This is a genomic window from Leucobacter sp. L43, assembly GCF_016597785.1.
In the GTDB taxonomy this organism is placed as follows: Bacteria; Actinomycetota; Actinomycetes; order Actinomycetales; family Microbacteriaceae; genus Leucobacter; species Leucobacter alluvii.
In genome coordinates, this window is record NZ_JAENJG010000002.1 from 140,789 (window position 1) to 154,473 (window position 13,685).

Sequence of the window (13,685 nt, forward strand, 5' to 3'; positions counted from 1 at the left end):
CACTTACGTGGGCGCTATCATCGGAGCACGCAGCCGACTCCACAGTGCTGCGCCCCTCGATCAGGAAGAGACTCAGGTGTCCACCACCCACAGCTTCGAGCCCGCGGTGCCCGTGCACACCTATCAGCGCATCGTCGATCAGATCGAGCAGGCGATCATCTCCGGAGGCATCCCGGTGGGATCGCAGCTCGCGAGCGAGCGGGATCTCATGGTGCAGTTCGGCGTGAGCCGGCCGACCGTGCGCGAGGCGCTGCGCATTCTGCAGAGCATGGGGCTGATCGAGTCGCGCCCGGGCACCCGCGGCGGGCCCGTCGTGCTCGCGCCGTCGTCGAAAACCCTGTCTCGCTCGCTGCGCGCCCTCGTGGGCACCGATGCGCTCGACGTCTCAGCGCTCGTCGAGTACCGCGTCGTGCTCGAGGGCACCACGAGTCGCCTGGCTGCCGTGCGGCACGACGCCGAGCAGCTGGAGCGCATGCGCGCCGCGATCGAGCAGATGGAGCGCTACGCCGAGGCGAACTCGGACTCGTTCGCCGCCGCCGACATCGAGTTCCACGAGGCCATCTGGGAGGCCAGCGGCAACGAGGTGCTGCGCCTCACCGGTGAGGCGGTGTCCGGCGTGCTGCGCGCCATCATCCAGCGCGACGTCGAGAACGAGCACCACGACAACCGGTTGAAGCTCGAGTCCGCTGCGATCGACCGGAGCCTCTTCGCTGCGATCGAGCAGCGGGACGGCGCCCGCGCGAGCGGGATCGCGCGACGGGCGGTCGCCGATCGATTCGGGCTGCTCGTCGAGAGCGATCTGGATCGCCGCGCGCTCGCGGCCCTCGCGGAGTAGAGCGGGCCGCGGGACGGGACGCCTCACGGGAGGCGCCCGCCCCGCCGAACCCGAGGCGCGCCGGGCGAACGCGCCGGCGCCACTCCCTCAGTGGGAGCGGCGGGCCGAGACGCACGCGAGCGCGAGGCTCATGGCTGCCGCGATGAGCGAGAAGACGACGACCGCCTGCGAGAGGCCGAACTGCTCGGCCATCGCACCGAGAGCGATGACCGGCACCGCGCTCCCGAGGTAGGTGACGGTGTACACCGCGCTGACGGTGGAGGCGTGCCGCAGCGGGTGCACTGCAGCCGTGGCCGCGGTGAACGCCGCCTGGAACGCGATGCCCTGCCCCACACCGGCGAGTGCGCTCGCGATGACGAGGAACCACACCGCTCCCACTCCGCCGGCGGCGGCGATCCCGATGAGCGCCACGGCGAGCGCGCTGAGCCCGACCGGCAGTCGCCACGTGCCAGAGAGCGGGACCAGCTGCACGAGTGCTGACGAGGCGAGCGTGACCGCGGCGAGCACTCCGATGACGACGCGCGAATCCGTGCCGGCGATCGTTGCGAAATGCGAGGGCGCCAGGGAGAGGCAGAAGCCGAACACCATGAAGCTCAGGAACCCGGTCGCGGCCGCGATGCGGAACGCGCGGGCGGCAGCGGGATCGTTGCGCCCATTCGCCCCCGGCGCGTCGGGTCGCGGATCGGGCGCGTCGGCGAGTGCGATGCCCGCGAGTCGCGGGGTGCACTCGTCGTGGGGCGCGACGGCGATGATCACGGGGACGAGTGCGGCGAGTACGACTGCGACGACCAGGTACGGCGTCTGCAGGGGCACGCCGACGAGAGAGAGCAGGCCGCCCGCCACGGGGCCGGCGGCGACGCCGCCTGAGGTCGCGAGCAGTGTCAGGCGCCCGACGAGGGCGGGGCGTCCGGGAAGCAGCACGCGCAGGGCACCGGAGCCGGTGCCCGTCGCGCACGCCACCGCGATGCCCTGCACGGCGCGGGCGACGCAGAACCAGCCGAGCGTCGGCGCGAAGGCAAGGGCCGCGGTGGCGAGCGCGGCGGCCGCGAGTGCCGCGATGAGCACGGTGCGGCGATTGACCCGGTCGGCGATGCGGCGGAACAGGGTCAGACCTACGATCAGCGAGAGCACGTAGCTCGAGAACGCGATCGAGATGCCGAGGGACCCGGTATTCAGCTGCGCCTCGAGCAGTGGGAACAGCGGCGTGCTGAGATTCGCGCTCACGAGCAGGGCGAAGAGCGCCAGCGAGGTGAGTGCGACGCGGGCCCGAGGGCGGTGCAGTGCAGGAGGAGCCGGGAAGTACGGGGCCTGGGTCGGGGGCGGGGCGCTCGGGGTGCTGAGCGGGGGTCTCGCGGTCGCTGATGCGGTCGCACGCATGGCGGGCTCCTTCTTCGGGCGCAAGGGTGGCGCGTCCGGTGGTTCAGCCCACGGGGTGGTGCGGGCGTTGATCCGAGTGCGGCGGGGGTGTCCGCCTGCACATGAATGAGTTCATCGTACCCCGTCGATCTGCGCAAGCGAGCTCTCGCTAATTGGGCGATATGATCAATATGTCACCGGTGAACCGATCAGAAAGTGGTCAAAATGAGCGAACTTGACGCGACGGATCGGAGAATCCTCGTCCTGCTTGATCAGGATGCGCGGATGCCGACCGCGATGATCGCCTCGAAACTCGGCCTCGCGCGCGGCACCGTTCAAGCGCGGCTCGAGAAGCTGAAGGATGCTGGGGCGCTGCGCCTGCACAGTTCCCGCGTCACGCCAGCGGCTCTCGGGAGGCCGGTCGGCGCGAGCGTGCAGGTCGAACTCGACCAGCATCAGATCGGCGCCGCGGTCGAAGCGCTCGCGAACATCCCCGAGGTGCTGGAGTGCTTCGCGCCCGCCGGCAGCACAGATCTCCTGCTGCGGGTCGTCGCGCGGCATCCCGACGACCTGTACCGCGTCAGCGAGGAGATCCGTCTCTGCCCGGGCATCACCCGCACGTCGACGAGCCTGTTCCTGCGCGAGGTGATCCCTTACCGCGTCACGGGCCTGCTGGGTGAGCGCGCCCTGCGAGCCGGCGGCTCGGAGGGGCCGGCGCCCACGAAGCGCCGACCCATCGGAGCATAGACTGGGCGCATGCCCATCACGTCGGCGATGCTGCGCATCGCGGAGCATCATCCCGAGCGCCTCGCGATCGCGGGCGACGGGCAGCTGCTCACGTACGGGGAGCTGGTCGAGCGCTCGCGTCGTACGGCAGCGGTCATCGACGCTCTGCAGAACGCACTCGGCGAGACGGGGACTCCGCCGTCGCCCGCGCCCGAGACCGGCGGCATCCCGATCAGCGCGATCAGCGTCGACTCGGCGTTCGCCGCGGCTCGATTCGTGGCGGCGCTCGCCGGGTACCGCGCGGTGTCGGCGACGATCGATCCGCGCTGGCCGCTCGAGCACCGGGTCGGCGTGGTGCTCGCGACGGGCATCAGCGTGATCGTCTCCGACTCCGCGGACCTGGCGGCAGCGCTCGCGGCGCAGGGATGGGGCGGCACGATCCTGACCCTCGCAGCGTTCGAGGAGCGCGAGCGGGCCGTCGATCCGGCTCCGCCGCCCGAGGTGCGCGACGGGCGTGAAGCGTTCCTCCTCCTCTTCTCCTCGGGAACGACGAGCCGCCCGAAAGCGTTCCTCAAGACGAGGCAGCAGTACCGGGAGAACGTCGCGGTGTCGAGCGCGCACCTCGAACCGCTGCCAGGCGTCGCGACACTCGCCCCTGGCCCGGTCTCGTACAGCCTGACGCTCTACGCCGTCATCGAGTGCCTCGCCACGGGCGGCAGCGTGCACGTCGCAGACGCGTTCGATCCCTTCGGCGTGGCGGCGCGCGTGCGCGACGAGGCCATCACCCGGGTGGTCGCCGTGCCTGCGGTGGTGCAGACGCTGACCGACGCCGCCCGACGCGAACCCGACGCGTTCGATCGGCTCGAGCTCGTCGTGACGGGTGGGGCGAACCTTCCGGCTGCGATTCGCGACGGGTTGGCCCGCGCGCTGCCGCAGACGCGCCTCATCAGCTACTACGGTGCCGCCGAGATCGGGTTCATCGGCGACAGTCGCGACGGCGACGGCACCGCGATCACGATCTACCCCGGCATCGACGCGAGCGTGCGGGACGAGTCGGGTCGCGAGGTGCCGGAGGGGAGTGCCGGCACGCTCTGGATCCGTGCCGCCGCCTGCTCCGACGGCTACCTCGCAGGCACGACCGATGACGTGCTCCGCGGCGCCGACGGGTGGGCGACCGTGCACGACCAGGCCCGACTCGTCGCCGGCAGGCTGCATCTGCTCGGCCGCGCCGGCGACGTCGCGGTGACGGGCGGGCACAAGGTCTCGCTGCCCGAGGTCGATCGCGCCTTCGCGGCGGCGCCCTGCGTCGGGGCGGCGATCGCCGTGGCGCTCCCGCATGCGTCGCTCGGCAGCATCGTCGCTCTGGTCGTCGAGGCGAACGGCGAAGCGGTGCCGGATCGCGAGGCGCTCGCCGCCTGGGCCTCGGAGCGCCTGGCTCCGCAGTTCGTGCCTCGCCGCTGGTTCTCGCTGCCGCAGTTGCCCCGCACCGTGGGCGGCAAGGTGCGTCGCGGGGAGACGGCCGAGCGCATCGCCGACGGATCGGCGGTGCGCCTGTGAGCGCCGCCGCGCGGGGGCGCCGGGTCGTCGTCACGGGCATGGGGGCGGTGACGCCGAGCGGGATCGGCGTCGGAGCGCTGTGGGACGCGGTGATGGGCGGGCGCAGTGCGATCCAGCGCTTGGACGGGCCGGAGTTAGATGCGCTGCCGGTGCGCATCGGGGGCAGGATCGAGGGGTTCAGCGCTGAGGGTCTCGTACCGGCCGGACTCGTGCGTCGTCTCAGCCCCGTGCAGCTCTGGGCGATCGCCGCAGCCGACGAGGCGCTGCGGCATGCTGGAGTGATCGGGGGAGATGCTGCCGGTGCGCACGGCGAGGCGTTCTCGGCGGGCGAGGTGTTCTCCGACGACGCGGATCGCGTGGCGATCATCGCGGCGACCGGGTCCGGCCCCGTCGACGCCATGCAGGCCGCCACCCGGGCGCTCGACGCGCGCGGGCCCAGAGCGGTTCCCCTGGCGCTCGCCGTGTACGGGGCGCCCGACGCGGCCGCTGCGCTCCTCTCGCAACGGTACGGTGCGACGGGCCCCGCGCAGGGGGTGTCGGCGACCTGCGCGAGCGGGGCGATCGCGCTCGGCGAGGGGCTTCGACGCATCCGCCACGGGTATGCGGACGCGGTGCTGGTCGTCGGCATGGAGGACTGCCTGGGTCCGGTGAACCTCGCCTCGAACGCGAACCTGCGCGCGCTGGCCGCCGGTTTCGAAGACGCCCCGCAGCTGGCGAGCCGTCCCTTCGACCGCGCCCGCAACGGGTTCGTCATGTCGCAGGGGGCCGGCGCGATCCTGCTCGAATCGGCTGAGCGCGCCGCTTCGCGCGGTGCGACGCCGCTCGCCGAGCTCGCGGGCTTCGGGGCGTCGAGTGACGCCCACCACCCGACGGCCCCGCACCCGGAGGGGCGGGGAGCCGCACGCGCGGTCGCCGAGTGCCTCGACGACGCGGGCGTCGCGCCGGAGCAGGTCGATCACGTCAACGTGCACGGCACCGGCACCCCCGCGGGCGACGCCGCCGAACTCGCGGCTCTCGATCTGGCACTCGGAGCCCGTGCGCGAACGGTTCCGCTTTCGGCGACCAAGTCGACCACCGGCCACTTGCTCGGCGCTGCCGGTGTGGTCGAGGCGGTGATCTCGGTGCAGTCGCTGCGGGAGCAGCGCGTTCCCCCGACGCTCAACCTCACCGACCCCGAGTTCCCCGATTTCGATGTGGTGACGGGGCGGGCGCGGGCGGTCGAGCTCCGCACGGTGCTCTCGACCTCGTTCGGATTCGGCGGTCACAACGGGGCGATTCTGCTGCGCGAACCCGGGACCGACGCGAGCGAGAGCCATGCGCGCCCTGCAGCGCGCCGAGACCGTACAGAGGAGATGCGATGACCGATCGAGAACTCAGGCACGCCGAGCTTGCCGAGCGCTATCTGCCCGACGCACTGCTCGCACGGTTCCGCGAGCGCGCCGCCGTCGTCGACCGCGAGAACGGGTTCTTCGACGAAGACCTGGGCGACCTGCGCGAGCGCGGATACCTGCAGATCTTCGTGCCCGCGGAGTTCGGCGGGCCCGGCCTGTCGCTGCACGAGGTCTCGCGCCTGCAGCAGCGCCTCGCGGGTGCGGCGCCGGGCACCGCGCTCGGCATCAACATGCACCTCATGTGCACGGGGGTGGCAGCGGCGATGCTCGCGCGCGGGGATCGCTCGCTCTCCCACGTCTTCGCAGAGGCTGCAGCCGGCGAGATCTTCGCGTTCGGCATCAGCGAGCCGGCGAATGACTGGGTGCTGCAGGGCTCGAACACGATCGCTGATCCGCAGCCCGACGGGAGCTACCGGTTGACCGGGACGAAGATCTTCACCTCCCTCTCGCCCGTGTGGACCCGGCTCATCACTCACGGGCTCGATGCGAGCGACCCCGGTGACCCGCAGCTCGTCTTCGGGTTCGTCGAGCGCACCTCGCCCGGGATCACCGTGTCCGATTACTGGGACGTGCTCGGCATGCGCGCGTCGCAGAGTCGCTCGACGAGGCTCGAAGGCGCGGTTATGCGCGCCGATCGTGTCGCGCGCCGCATCGCGCCGGGGCGTACGCCCGACCTCCTGACGTTTGCGATCACGAGCAACTTCCAACTGCTCGTCGCCTCGGTCTACGCCGGCGTCGCGCGGCGCGCCCTCGACGTGGCGGCCGAGGCGCTGCACCGGCGCCGCTCCGCGTCACGAGACGCCCCGCTCGCCGACGTGCCGGAATGGCGCACACGGCTCGCCGATGCGTACCGCGACTTCCTCGCCGTGCCGGCACAACTCGACGCGTACACCCGCGACTTCGATGAGCTCGTCGACCACGGCGCCGGGTGGCCGCCCCGCCTCGTCGCGGCGCGGATCGCGGCGGGCGAAGCGGCGCGGCGGGCGGCCGAGACGGCGCTCGCGTGCTCCGGCGGGGCGGGCTTCGACAGCGGCAGCGAAGCGGGCAGGCTCTTGCGCGACGCGACGGCGGGGCTCTTCCACCCGCCGAGCACGGATGCCTCGCGGCCGATGTTCGCCGCCGCGCTGCTCGATCAGGCGTCGGCGTAACCGCGCCGCCGTGCCGTACGACGTGCAGCCGGCGCATCGTCCGAGCGGAAGCAGGCGACCGGCGACTCCGTTGTCGGCGGTCTCGGGCCACCTTAGCCCGGCGTCTCGGCTTTGGGAAGCGGTGGACGAGGGACGTCTGAGAAGATGAACGCATGAATCCGCACGACCCCTTGGCGCTCGAGCGCCAAGTCTGCTTCGCGCTCACCGTCGCCTCTCGTGGCATCGTCGCCGCCTACAAGCCGGTGCTCGATCCGATGGGCATCACGCATCCGCAGTATCTGGTGCTCCTCGCGCTCTGGGAGCACCGCACCCTCGATTTGCGCACGCTCGCCGAACTGCTGCATCAAGAGGCCTCCACCCTGTCGCCGCTGATCAAACGACTCGAGGCGCAGGGGCTCGCGCGACGTGAGCGGAGCTCGGCGGATGAACGGCGTCTCGAGATCACTCTCACGGAAGCGGGGGAGGCCCTGCGAGCGCACGCCGAGCAGGTGCCGGTGCGCATGGCGGAGCGGCTCGGCATGACACCGGCTGAGCTGGAGGAGCTGCACCGATCGATGCTGCGGCTCATCGACGCGAGCCAGATCTCGCTCGATGCGGGAGGCGATCCGACTCCGGCCGCCTGAGCGCATCGCGCCTCGAGATGCTACCGTTGCCGGAGAACTGCGTACATTGCACGATATGGGGGCAGGATGCAGAAACGGAAGACGAGCACGATGAGGCGTGTGCTCGGAGTGCTCGCCGCATGCGCGATCGGCGCCGGAGTGCTCGTCGGAGGCCAGCTCACTGCGCCCCCCGCTCAGGCCCTCGATCTTCCCACCTGGGACGATGTGCAGGAGGCGAAGCAGAACCAGTCGTCCGCCGCGAAGAAGGTCAAGGAGATCGAGTCGCTCATCGCCGAGGGCGAGAAAGAACTCGACCGACTGCGCAACCTGCATGCGACGACGATCGACGAATTGCATGCGGCAGAAGATGCGCTGGCCGTCGCCTCTGAGAAGGCGGCGAACCTCGAGGTGCAGGCGGAAGCGAGCCGCAAGGAGGCCGACGAGGCCGCCGACCGCGCCGGGGCGCTCGTCGCTCAGATGTACCGATCGGGCGGAGTGGACCGCAGCGTCGAGATGTTCCTCGACTCCGACGGCAGCACGGCAGACGCGCTGCTCGACCGCATGGCGTCGATGTCGAAGGCGACCGAGCGGAACACGACGCTCTCGCAGGAGGCCGAGCAGGCCGCGAACACGGCCGATACCCTCGGCCAGCAGGCGGAGGCGGCCGCGCAGGAGCGCGAGCGGCTGCGCCAGGTGCAGCAGGAGAAGGAGCTGGCCGCTGCCGAAGCCGTCGCCGGGCAAGGCGAGAAGGTCAAGGAGCAGGAAGCGCAGCAGAAGACGCTGCAGACGCAGCTCGCGGCGCTGAAGGACACCACGACGAAGACCGTCGAGGGGTACGAGGAGCGCCTCCGCATCGAGGAGGAGCAGCGGCGAGCCGAGGCCGAGCGTCTGCGCAAGGAAGCTGAAGCGGCGCGGAAAGCCGCTGAGGAGGAGGCCGCCCGTCGTGCTGCGGAGGGCGGCGGCAACCCCGGCGGCGGCGGCGGAGCTCCGGCTCCCGGCGGCGGAGGCGGTGGCGGCGGCGGTGTCGCACCGCCGCCCCCCGGCGGCGGTGGCGGCGGATCGAACGGCTGGATGTACCCGACCGCCGGCTTCTACGTCTCGGAAGGGTTCCGGCCCCCGGGCCGACCCGATCACACGGGCATCGATCTCGCGACCGGCTGCGGCACCCCGATCTTCGCGGCTGCAGAGGGCACCGTCGCGATGACGTACTGGGACGGCGGCGGCGGCGGCAACATGGTCACCATCAATCACCCCAACGGATGGCAGACCCGGTACGCGCACATGATCGGATGGGCGGTCGTCGGTCAGGGCAGCTACGTGTCGGCCGGTCAGGTCGTCGGCTACGTCGGGAACACCGGCGCGAGCACCGGCTGCCACCTGCACTTCGAGATGCGGCCCAACCAGGACAACGGCTGGTACGACTTCGTGGATCCCGCCTGGTACATCGTCTTCCCCTGATCGGGGAGACGCGCAGGAGACGCGGAGAGGGGCTCGGGATCGCTGTGATCCCGAGCCCCTCTCGTCGTGCGGCGGCGCGTGCGCGCCCGGAGGTCAGTGCCCTTCGGACGTGAGGCGATCCTGCGCCTCGACGATGAGCCGCTCGGCGTCGGCTGCGGAACCCCACGCGTCGACCTTCACCCACTTGCCCGGCTCGAGATCCTTGTAGTGCTCGAAGAAGTGCTCGATCTCCTTGCGGGTGTACTCCGGGATGTCGGAGACGTCCTGGATGTGCGCCCAGCGCGGATCCTTGTGCTGCACGGCGATGACCTTGTCGTCGCCCCCCGCCTCGTCGCTCATCTTGAGCACGCCGACGGGGCGCACCTTCACGCCGACGCCCGGGAACACCGGGAAGTCGAGCAGCACGAGCACGTCCAGCGGATCCCCGTCCTCGCCGAGGGTCTCCTCGAAGAACCCGTAGTCGGTGGGGTAGACGAACCCGGTGTAGAGCACGCGGTCGAGGTACACCCGACCGGTCTCGTGGTCGACCTCGTACTTGTTGCGGCTCCCCTTGGGGATCTCGATAACAGCGTCGAATGCTGCGGCCATGCGCGCTCCTCCGTGCTTTCTGTGAGCGGCCGCGAGCGGCCGAGTGTGCATATGCGGCTCCCAGGCTACCCGACCCCGCTCGCCGGGTACCGTTGAGGCATGCTGCAGACCGCGCTCCTCGCCACACGTCTCGCCGTCAGGGATGCGCTCCGGGCGGAGTTCGGGGGAGCGGGGTCGTCGAGCTCAGGCGTGCGGGGGCGGGTGCTCGTCGCAGTGTCGGGGGGTGCCGATTCGCTCGCACTCTCGGCCGCTGCGGCGTTCTCAGCGGTCCGCGAGGGCTTCACAGTGGCCGCGGTCGTCGTCGATCACGGCCTGCAGGCCGGTTCTGCTGACGTTGCGGATCGTGCCGCCGAGCAGGTTCGCTCACTCGGGATCGACCCCGTGCTCGTGCGCCGCGCTGAGGTGTCGGCGTCGCGCGCACGACGATCCGGACCGGAGGCCTCTGCGCGTCATGCGCGCTACGCCGTGCTGGCGGAGTCCGCGCGGGAGGTCGGCGCCGTCGCGATCCTGACCGGTCACACTCGCGATGACCAGGCCGAGCAAGTGCTGCTCGGGATCGCGCGGGGCTCTGGGGCTCGGAGTCTCGCGGGCATCCCACCGCGTCGCGGCCTCGGCGACGGCATCGTCGTGCTGCGCCCGTTCGTCCGGGCCGAGCACGGGATCACCCGTTCGGTCACGGCGGCGGCGTGCCGGGAGGCGCAGCTCGAAGCGTGGCAGGATCCGCAGAACTCCGACCGCGCCTACACGCGCGTGCGCGTGCGCGCCGCCGTGCTTCCCCTGCTCGAGCGCGAACTCGGGCCCGGCGTCGCCGCGGCTCTCGCGCGCACGGCTGACCTCGCCAGGGAAGACGCGGAGGCCTTCGACGCGATGGTCGAGGAGCAGATCGAGGAGATCGTCGAGCACGCGGAGGCCGGGATCGCGGTCTCCGCAGGAGCGCTCGCGGCGAACCCTGCGGCGCTGCGTCACCGGATCATCCGGAGGGTGGCCGAAGCGGAGTTCGGCAGCGAGCTCAGTCGAGAGCACACCCTCGCGATCGCCGCCCTCGTCACGCACTGGCGCGGTCAGGGGCCGATCGAGGCTCCCGGAATCACCGTCGCCCGCGTCGCCGGCCGCGTCGAGTTCACGAGGCGCGCGGGTTCGCCCCGCGGACCGGCCGCGAGCGCCCGTGTCGCAGACGGCGCCGCAGCAATGGAAGAATAGACGCATGGATGCGAAACATCTGGGCGACCAGCTCTCCGTCGTACTGCACACCGAAGCAGAGCTGCATCAGCGGCTCGCCGAACTCGCTCGTGAGATCGAGGCCGACTACGGCGACGAGCCGCCGCTGCTCGTCGGCGTGCTGAAAGGCGCCGTCATGGTGATGGCCGACCTCGCCCGCGAGCTCCGGTTCCACGCGCAGATGGACTGGATGGCGGTCTCGTCGTACGGCGCGAGCACGAAGTCGAGCGGCGTCGTGAAGATTCTGAAGGATCTCGACGCCGACATCACCGGGCGCGATGTGCTGATCGTCGAGGACATCATCGATTCGGGCCTCACGCTCTCCTGGCTCAAGGAGAACCTCGAGAGCCGCGGCGCCAAGTCGGTGCGCATCTGCACGATGCTGCGCAAGCCGGAAGCGCTCAAGGTGCAGGTCGACGTCGCCTACGTCGGCTTCGACATCCCGGTCGAGTTCGTCGTCGGGTACGGCCTCGACTACGCCGAGGACTACCGCAACCTCCGCGACGTCGCCGTGCTCGCGCCGCACGTCTACGGCGGCGAGTAACGTCCGCAGCACTGCAGCAGGCCCGGGGCGCCGAGTGCGCCGTGAGCGGACAAGCGCCCGCGGCTCAGACCGATGTCAGTGGCATTGGCTACGCTTACCGATGCTGGATCTCCCGGCACGCTCCTTCTGAAAGGTCCAGACTTGGCAGAGAATTCGACGAAGAGCACATCGAAGAGCCGTCGGCTCCTGCGCGGGCCGCTGCTCTATCTGATCCTCGCACCGATCATCGTGCTGCTCGGGTGGTCGCTGCTGTCGGGCGGAAGCACGCAGGAGGTGTCGACGGATCGCGGTCTCGAGATGCTCGCCGACGGCGACGCGAAGCACGCGGAGATCATCGACGGGGATCAGCGCGTCAATCTCGAACTCGAGAAGGCCGATAAGAAGACCGGATCGCAGGACGTCTACTTCTACTACGTCGCGCCCCGCGGTCTCGACATCGTCGAAGCCGTGAACGACGCGGATCTCAAGGACGGGTACACCGACCAGGTGCCGCAGCCCAGCCCGATCTGGTCGTTGCTGAGCTTCCTGCTCCCCCTGCTGCTCATCGGCCTGCTCATCTGGTGGATGCTCTCCTCCATGCAGGGCGGTGGCCGCGGGGTCATGCAGTTCGGCAAGTCGAAGGCGAAACTGGTCTCGAAGGAGACGCCGCAGGTCACGTTCGCCGATGTCGCCGGTGCCGATGAGGCCGTCGAGGAGCTGCACGAGATCAAGGACTTCCTGCAAGACGCCACCCGCTTCCAAGCCGTGGGCGCCCGCATCCCCAAGGGCGTGCTGCTCTACGGCCCTCCCGGGACCGGTAAGACGCTGCTCGCCAGAGCCGTCGCCGGCGAGGCAGGCGTGCCGTTCTACTCGATCTCGGGCTCCGACTTCGTCGAGATGTTCGTCGGCGTCGGCGCGAGCCGTGTGCGAGACCTCTTCAAGGAGGCGAAGGCGAACGCTCCCGCCATCATCTTCGTCGACGAGATCGACGCAGTCGGCCAGCGCCGCGGCCAGGGCATGGGCGGCGGCCACGACGAGCGCGAGCAGACGCTCAACCAGCTGCTCGTCGAGATGGACGGCTTCGACCCGAAGACGAACGTCATCATGATCGCGGCGACGAACCGTCCCGACATGCTCGACCCCGCGCTGCTGCGCCCGGGCCGCTTCGACCGGCAGGTCGGTGTCGACGCTCCCGATATGCCCGGGCGACTCAAGATCCTGCAGGTGCACGCCAAGGGCAAGCCGCTCTCGAAGAACGTCGATCTTGAGATCGTCGCCCGCAAGACGCCGGGCTTCTCGGGCGCCGACCTGGCCAACGTGCTGAACGAGGCGGCGCTGCTGACGGCGCGTTCGAACGCGCAGCTCATCGACAACCGCGCGCTCGACGAGGCCATCGATCGGTCGATCGCCGGGCCGCAGCGTCGCACGCGCCTCATGCGAGACCATGAGAAGCTCATCACCGCGTACCACGAGGGGGGCCACGCGCTCGTCGCGGCAGGCCTGAACCACACCGACCCCGTGACCAAGATCACGATCCTGCCCCGCGGCCGTGCGCTGGGGTACACGATGGTCATCCCGCTCGAAGACAAGTACTCGGTCACGCGGAACGAGCTGCAGGATCAGCTCGCATACGCACTCGGCGGCCGGGTCGCCGAGGAGCTCGTCTTCCACGATCCGACCACCGGCGCCGGCAACGACATCGAGAAGGCGACGAGTACGGCGCGCAAGATGGTGACGGAGTACGGCATGTCTGCGACGGTCGGACCGGTGAAGCTCGGCCAGGGGCAGCCCGGCGCGTTCATGGGCGAGTTCGGGCAGAACCGCGACTACTCGGAGGGGGTCGCGATCACGATCGACGCCGAGGTGCGCGAGCTCATGGAGCAGGCGCACAACGAGGCCTACGAGGTGCTCGTGCAGAACCGCGACATCCTCGACGCGCTCGCTCGCGAACTCCTCGAGAAGGAGACGCTCGACCACATCCAGATCGCCGAGATCTTCCAGGGAGTGCAGAAGCTCGCTCCGCGCCCCACCTGGTTGTCGCACGACGACCGTCCCGTCTCCGATCGACCGCCGATCGAGGTACCCGCCGCCGTGCGCACCGACGACCGCGCGGTCGGCGATCCCGAGCCGGGCGCTGCGCCCGGCCCCGATTCTCCGGCTGATTCGCCCGTGATCGCCATCGACCCGGCACCGGGTCTGCTTCCCCCGCAGACGACCGGTGACCCGGGGCAGCCCCCGCGCAACCTCGGCGTCGGCGGGGACGATCGCGACAGCACGAAATAA

The 13,685-nt window shown here is 70.6% G+C and carries 12 protein-coding genes; 10 read left to right on the forward strand and 2 right to left on the reverse strand.

The features are described 5' to 3' along the window. Positions 1-76: 76 nt before the first annotated feature. Entirely contained in the window at positions 77-835 is a 759-nt protein-coding gene (locus JE033_RS09895; protein ID WP_090151055.1) for a FadR/GntR family transcriptional regulator, read from the forward strand. Between the two features lie 87 nt (positions 836-922). Here the strand turns inward: JE033_RS09895 and JE033_RS09900 are convergent, their stop codons facing one another. Next, the gene (locus tag JE033_RS09900) at positions 923-2,212 is read right to left on the reverse strand and encodes an MFS transporter (RefSeq protein WP_200331319.1); all 1,290 of its coding nucleotides are present in this window, start codon (positions 2,210-2,212) and stop codon (positions 923-925) included. Positions 2,213-2,416: 204 nt separating this feature from the next. Between JE033_RS09900 and JE033_RS09905 the strand changes: the two genes are divergently transcribed. The 6 genes from JE033_RS09905 (at position 2,417) to JE033_RS09930 (ending at position 9,073) form a co-directional block, all read left to right on the forward strand. Beyond that, a complete protein-coding gene (locus tag JE033_RS09905; protein ID WP_200331321.1) occupies positions 2,417-2,938 on the forward strand; it encodes an Lrp/AsnC family transcriptional regulator in 522 nt (173 codons plus the stop codon). A 9-nt stretch (positions 2,939-2,947) separates the two neighbouring features. Next, positions 2,948-4,474: a class I adenylate-forming enzyme family protein gene (locus JE033_RS09910; RefSeq protein WP_200331323.1), complete on the forward strand. Its 1,527-nt coding sequence runs from the start codon at positions 2,948-2,950 to the stop codon at positions 4,472-4,474. Between the two features lie 38 nt (positions 4,475-4,512). Further along, the gene (locus JE033_RS09915) at positions 4,513-5,835 is read left to right on the forward strand and encodes a beta-ketoacyl-[acyl-carrier-protein] synthase family protein (protein WP_200331883.1); all 1,323 of its coding nucleotides are present in this window, start codon (positions 4,513-4,515) and stop codon (positions 5,833-5,835) included. Then, entirely contained in the window at positions 5,832-7,013 is a 1,182-nt protein-coding gene (locus JE033_RS09920) for an acyl-CoA dehydrogenase family protein (protein WP_200331325.1), read from the forward strand. Before JE033_RS09915 ends, JE033_RS09920 begins: the two co-directional genes overlap by 4 nt. Positions 7,014-7,165: 152 nt before the next feature. Further along, positions 7,166-7,636, forward strand: coding sequence for a MarR family winged helix-turn-helix transcriptional regulator (locus JE033_RS09925; RefSeq protein WP_200331327.1), 471 nt, complete (start codon positions 7,166-7,168; stop codon positions 7,634-7,636). A gap of 90 nt (positions 7,637-7,726) precedes the next feature. Continuing rightward, positions 7,727-9,073, forward strand: a complete 1,347-nt coding sequence (locus JE033_RS09930) for a peptidoglycan DD-metalloendopeptidase family protein (RefSeq protein WP_234037425.1) — start codon at positions 7,727-7,729, stop codon at positions 9,071-9,073. Between the two features lie 93 nt (positions 9,074-9,166). On the opposite strand, the gene ppa is transcribed toward JE033_RS09930, so the two are convergent. Further along, a complete protein-coding gene (gene ppa, locus JE033_RS09935) occupies positions 9,167-9,661 on the reverse strand; it encodes an inorganic diphosphatase (protein WP_090151019.1) in 495 nt (164 codons plus the stop codon). A 99-nt stretch (positions 9,662-9,760) separates the two neighbouring features. Here ppa and tilS point away from each other — a divergent pair, with 99 nt between their 5' ends. The 3 genes from tilS (at position 9,761) to ftsH (ending at position 13,685) form a co-directional block, all read left to right on the forward strand. Next, positions 9,761-10,861 (forward strand): tRNA lysidine(34) synthetase TilS, encoded by a 1,101-nt coding sequence (tilS, locus tag JE033_RS09940; RefSeq protein ID WP_200331329.1) that lies wholly within the window; start codon positions 9,761-9,763, stop codon positions 10,859-10,861. A gap of 4 nt (positions 10,862-10,865) precedes the next feature. Beyond that, positions 10,866-11,423, forward strand: coding sequence for a hypoxanthine phosphoribosyltransferase (gene hpt / locus JE033_RS09945; protein ID WP_090151013.1), 558 nt, complete (start codon positions 10,866-10,868; stop codon positions 11,421-11,423). A 141-nt stretch (positions 11,424-11,564) separates the two neighbouring features. Beyond that, positions 11,565-13,685, forward strand: a complete 2,121-nt coding sequence (gene ftsH, locus JE033_RS09950) for an ATP-dependent zinc metalloprotease FtsH (protein ID WP_090151010.1) — start codon at positions 11,565-11,567, stop codon at positions 13,683-13,685.

Coding starts and splice junctions, on each gene's coding strand:
- JE033_RS09930 (WP_234037425.1), top strand. CDS start 7,727: ATGAGGCGTGTGCTCGGAGTGCTCGCCGCATGCGCGATCGGCGCCGGA.
- JE033_RS09900 (WP_200331319.1), bottom strand. CDS start 2,212: ATGCGTGCGACCGCATCAGCGACCGCGAGACCCCCGCTCAGCACCCCG.
- tilS (WP_200331329.1), top strand. CDS start 9,761: ATGCTGCAGACCGCGCTCCTCGCCACACGTCTCGCCGTCAGGGATGCG.
- JE033_RS09905 (WP_200331321.1), top strand. CDS start 2,417: ATGAGCGAACTTGACGCGACGGATCGGAGAATCCTCGTCCTGCTTGAT.
- JE033_RS09925 (WP_200331327.1), top strand. CDS start 7,166: ATGAATCCGCACGACCCCTTGGCGCTCGAGCGCCAAGTCTGCTTCGCG.
- JE033_RS09920 (WP_200331325.1), top strand. CDS start 5,832: ATGACCGATCGAGAACTCAGGCACGCCGAGCTTGCCGAGCGCTATCTG.
- JE033_RS09910 (WP_200331323.1), top strand. CDS start 2,948: ATGCCCATCACGTCGGCGATGCTGCGCATCGCGGAGCATCATCCCGAG.
- hpt (WP_090151013.1), top strand. CDS start 10,866: ATGGATGCGAAACATCTGGGCGACCAGCTCTCCGTCGTACTGCACACC.
- ppa (WP_090151019.1), bottom strand. CDS start 9,661: ATGGCCGCAGCATTCGACGCTGTTATCGAGATCCCCAAGGGGAGCCGC.
- JE033_RS09915 (WP_200331883.1), top strand. CDS start 4,513: ATGGGGGCGGTGACGCCGAGCGGGATCGGCGTCGGAGCGCTGTGGGAC.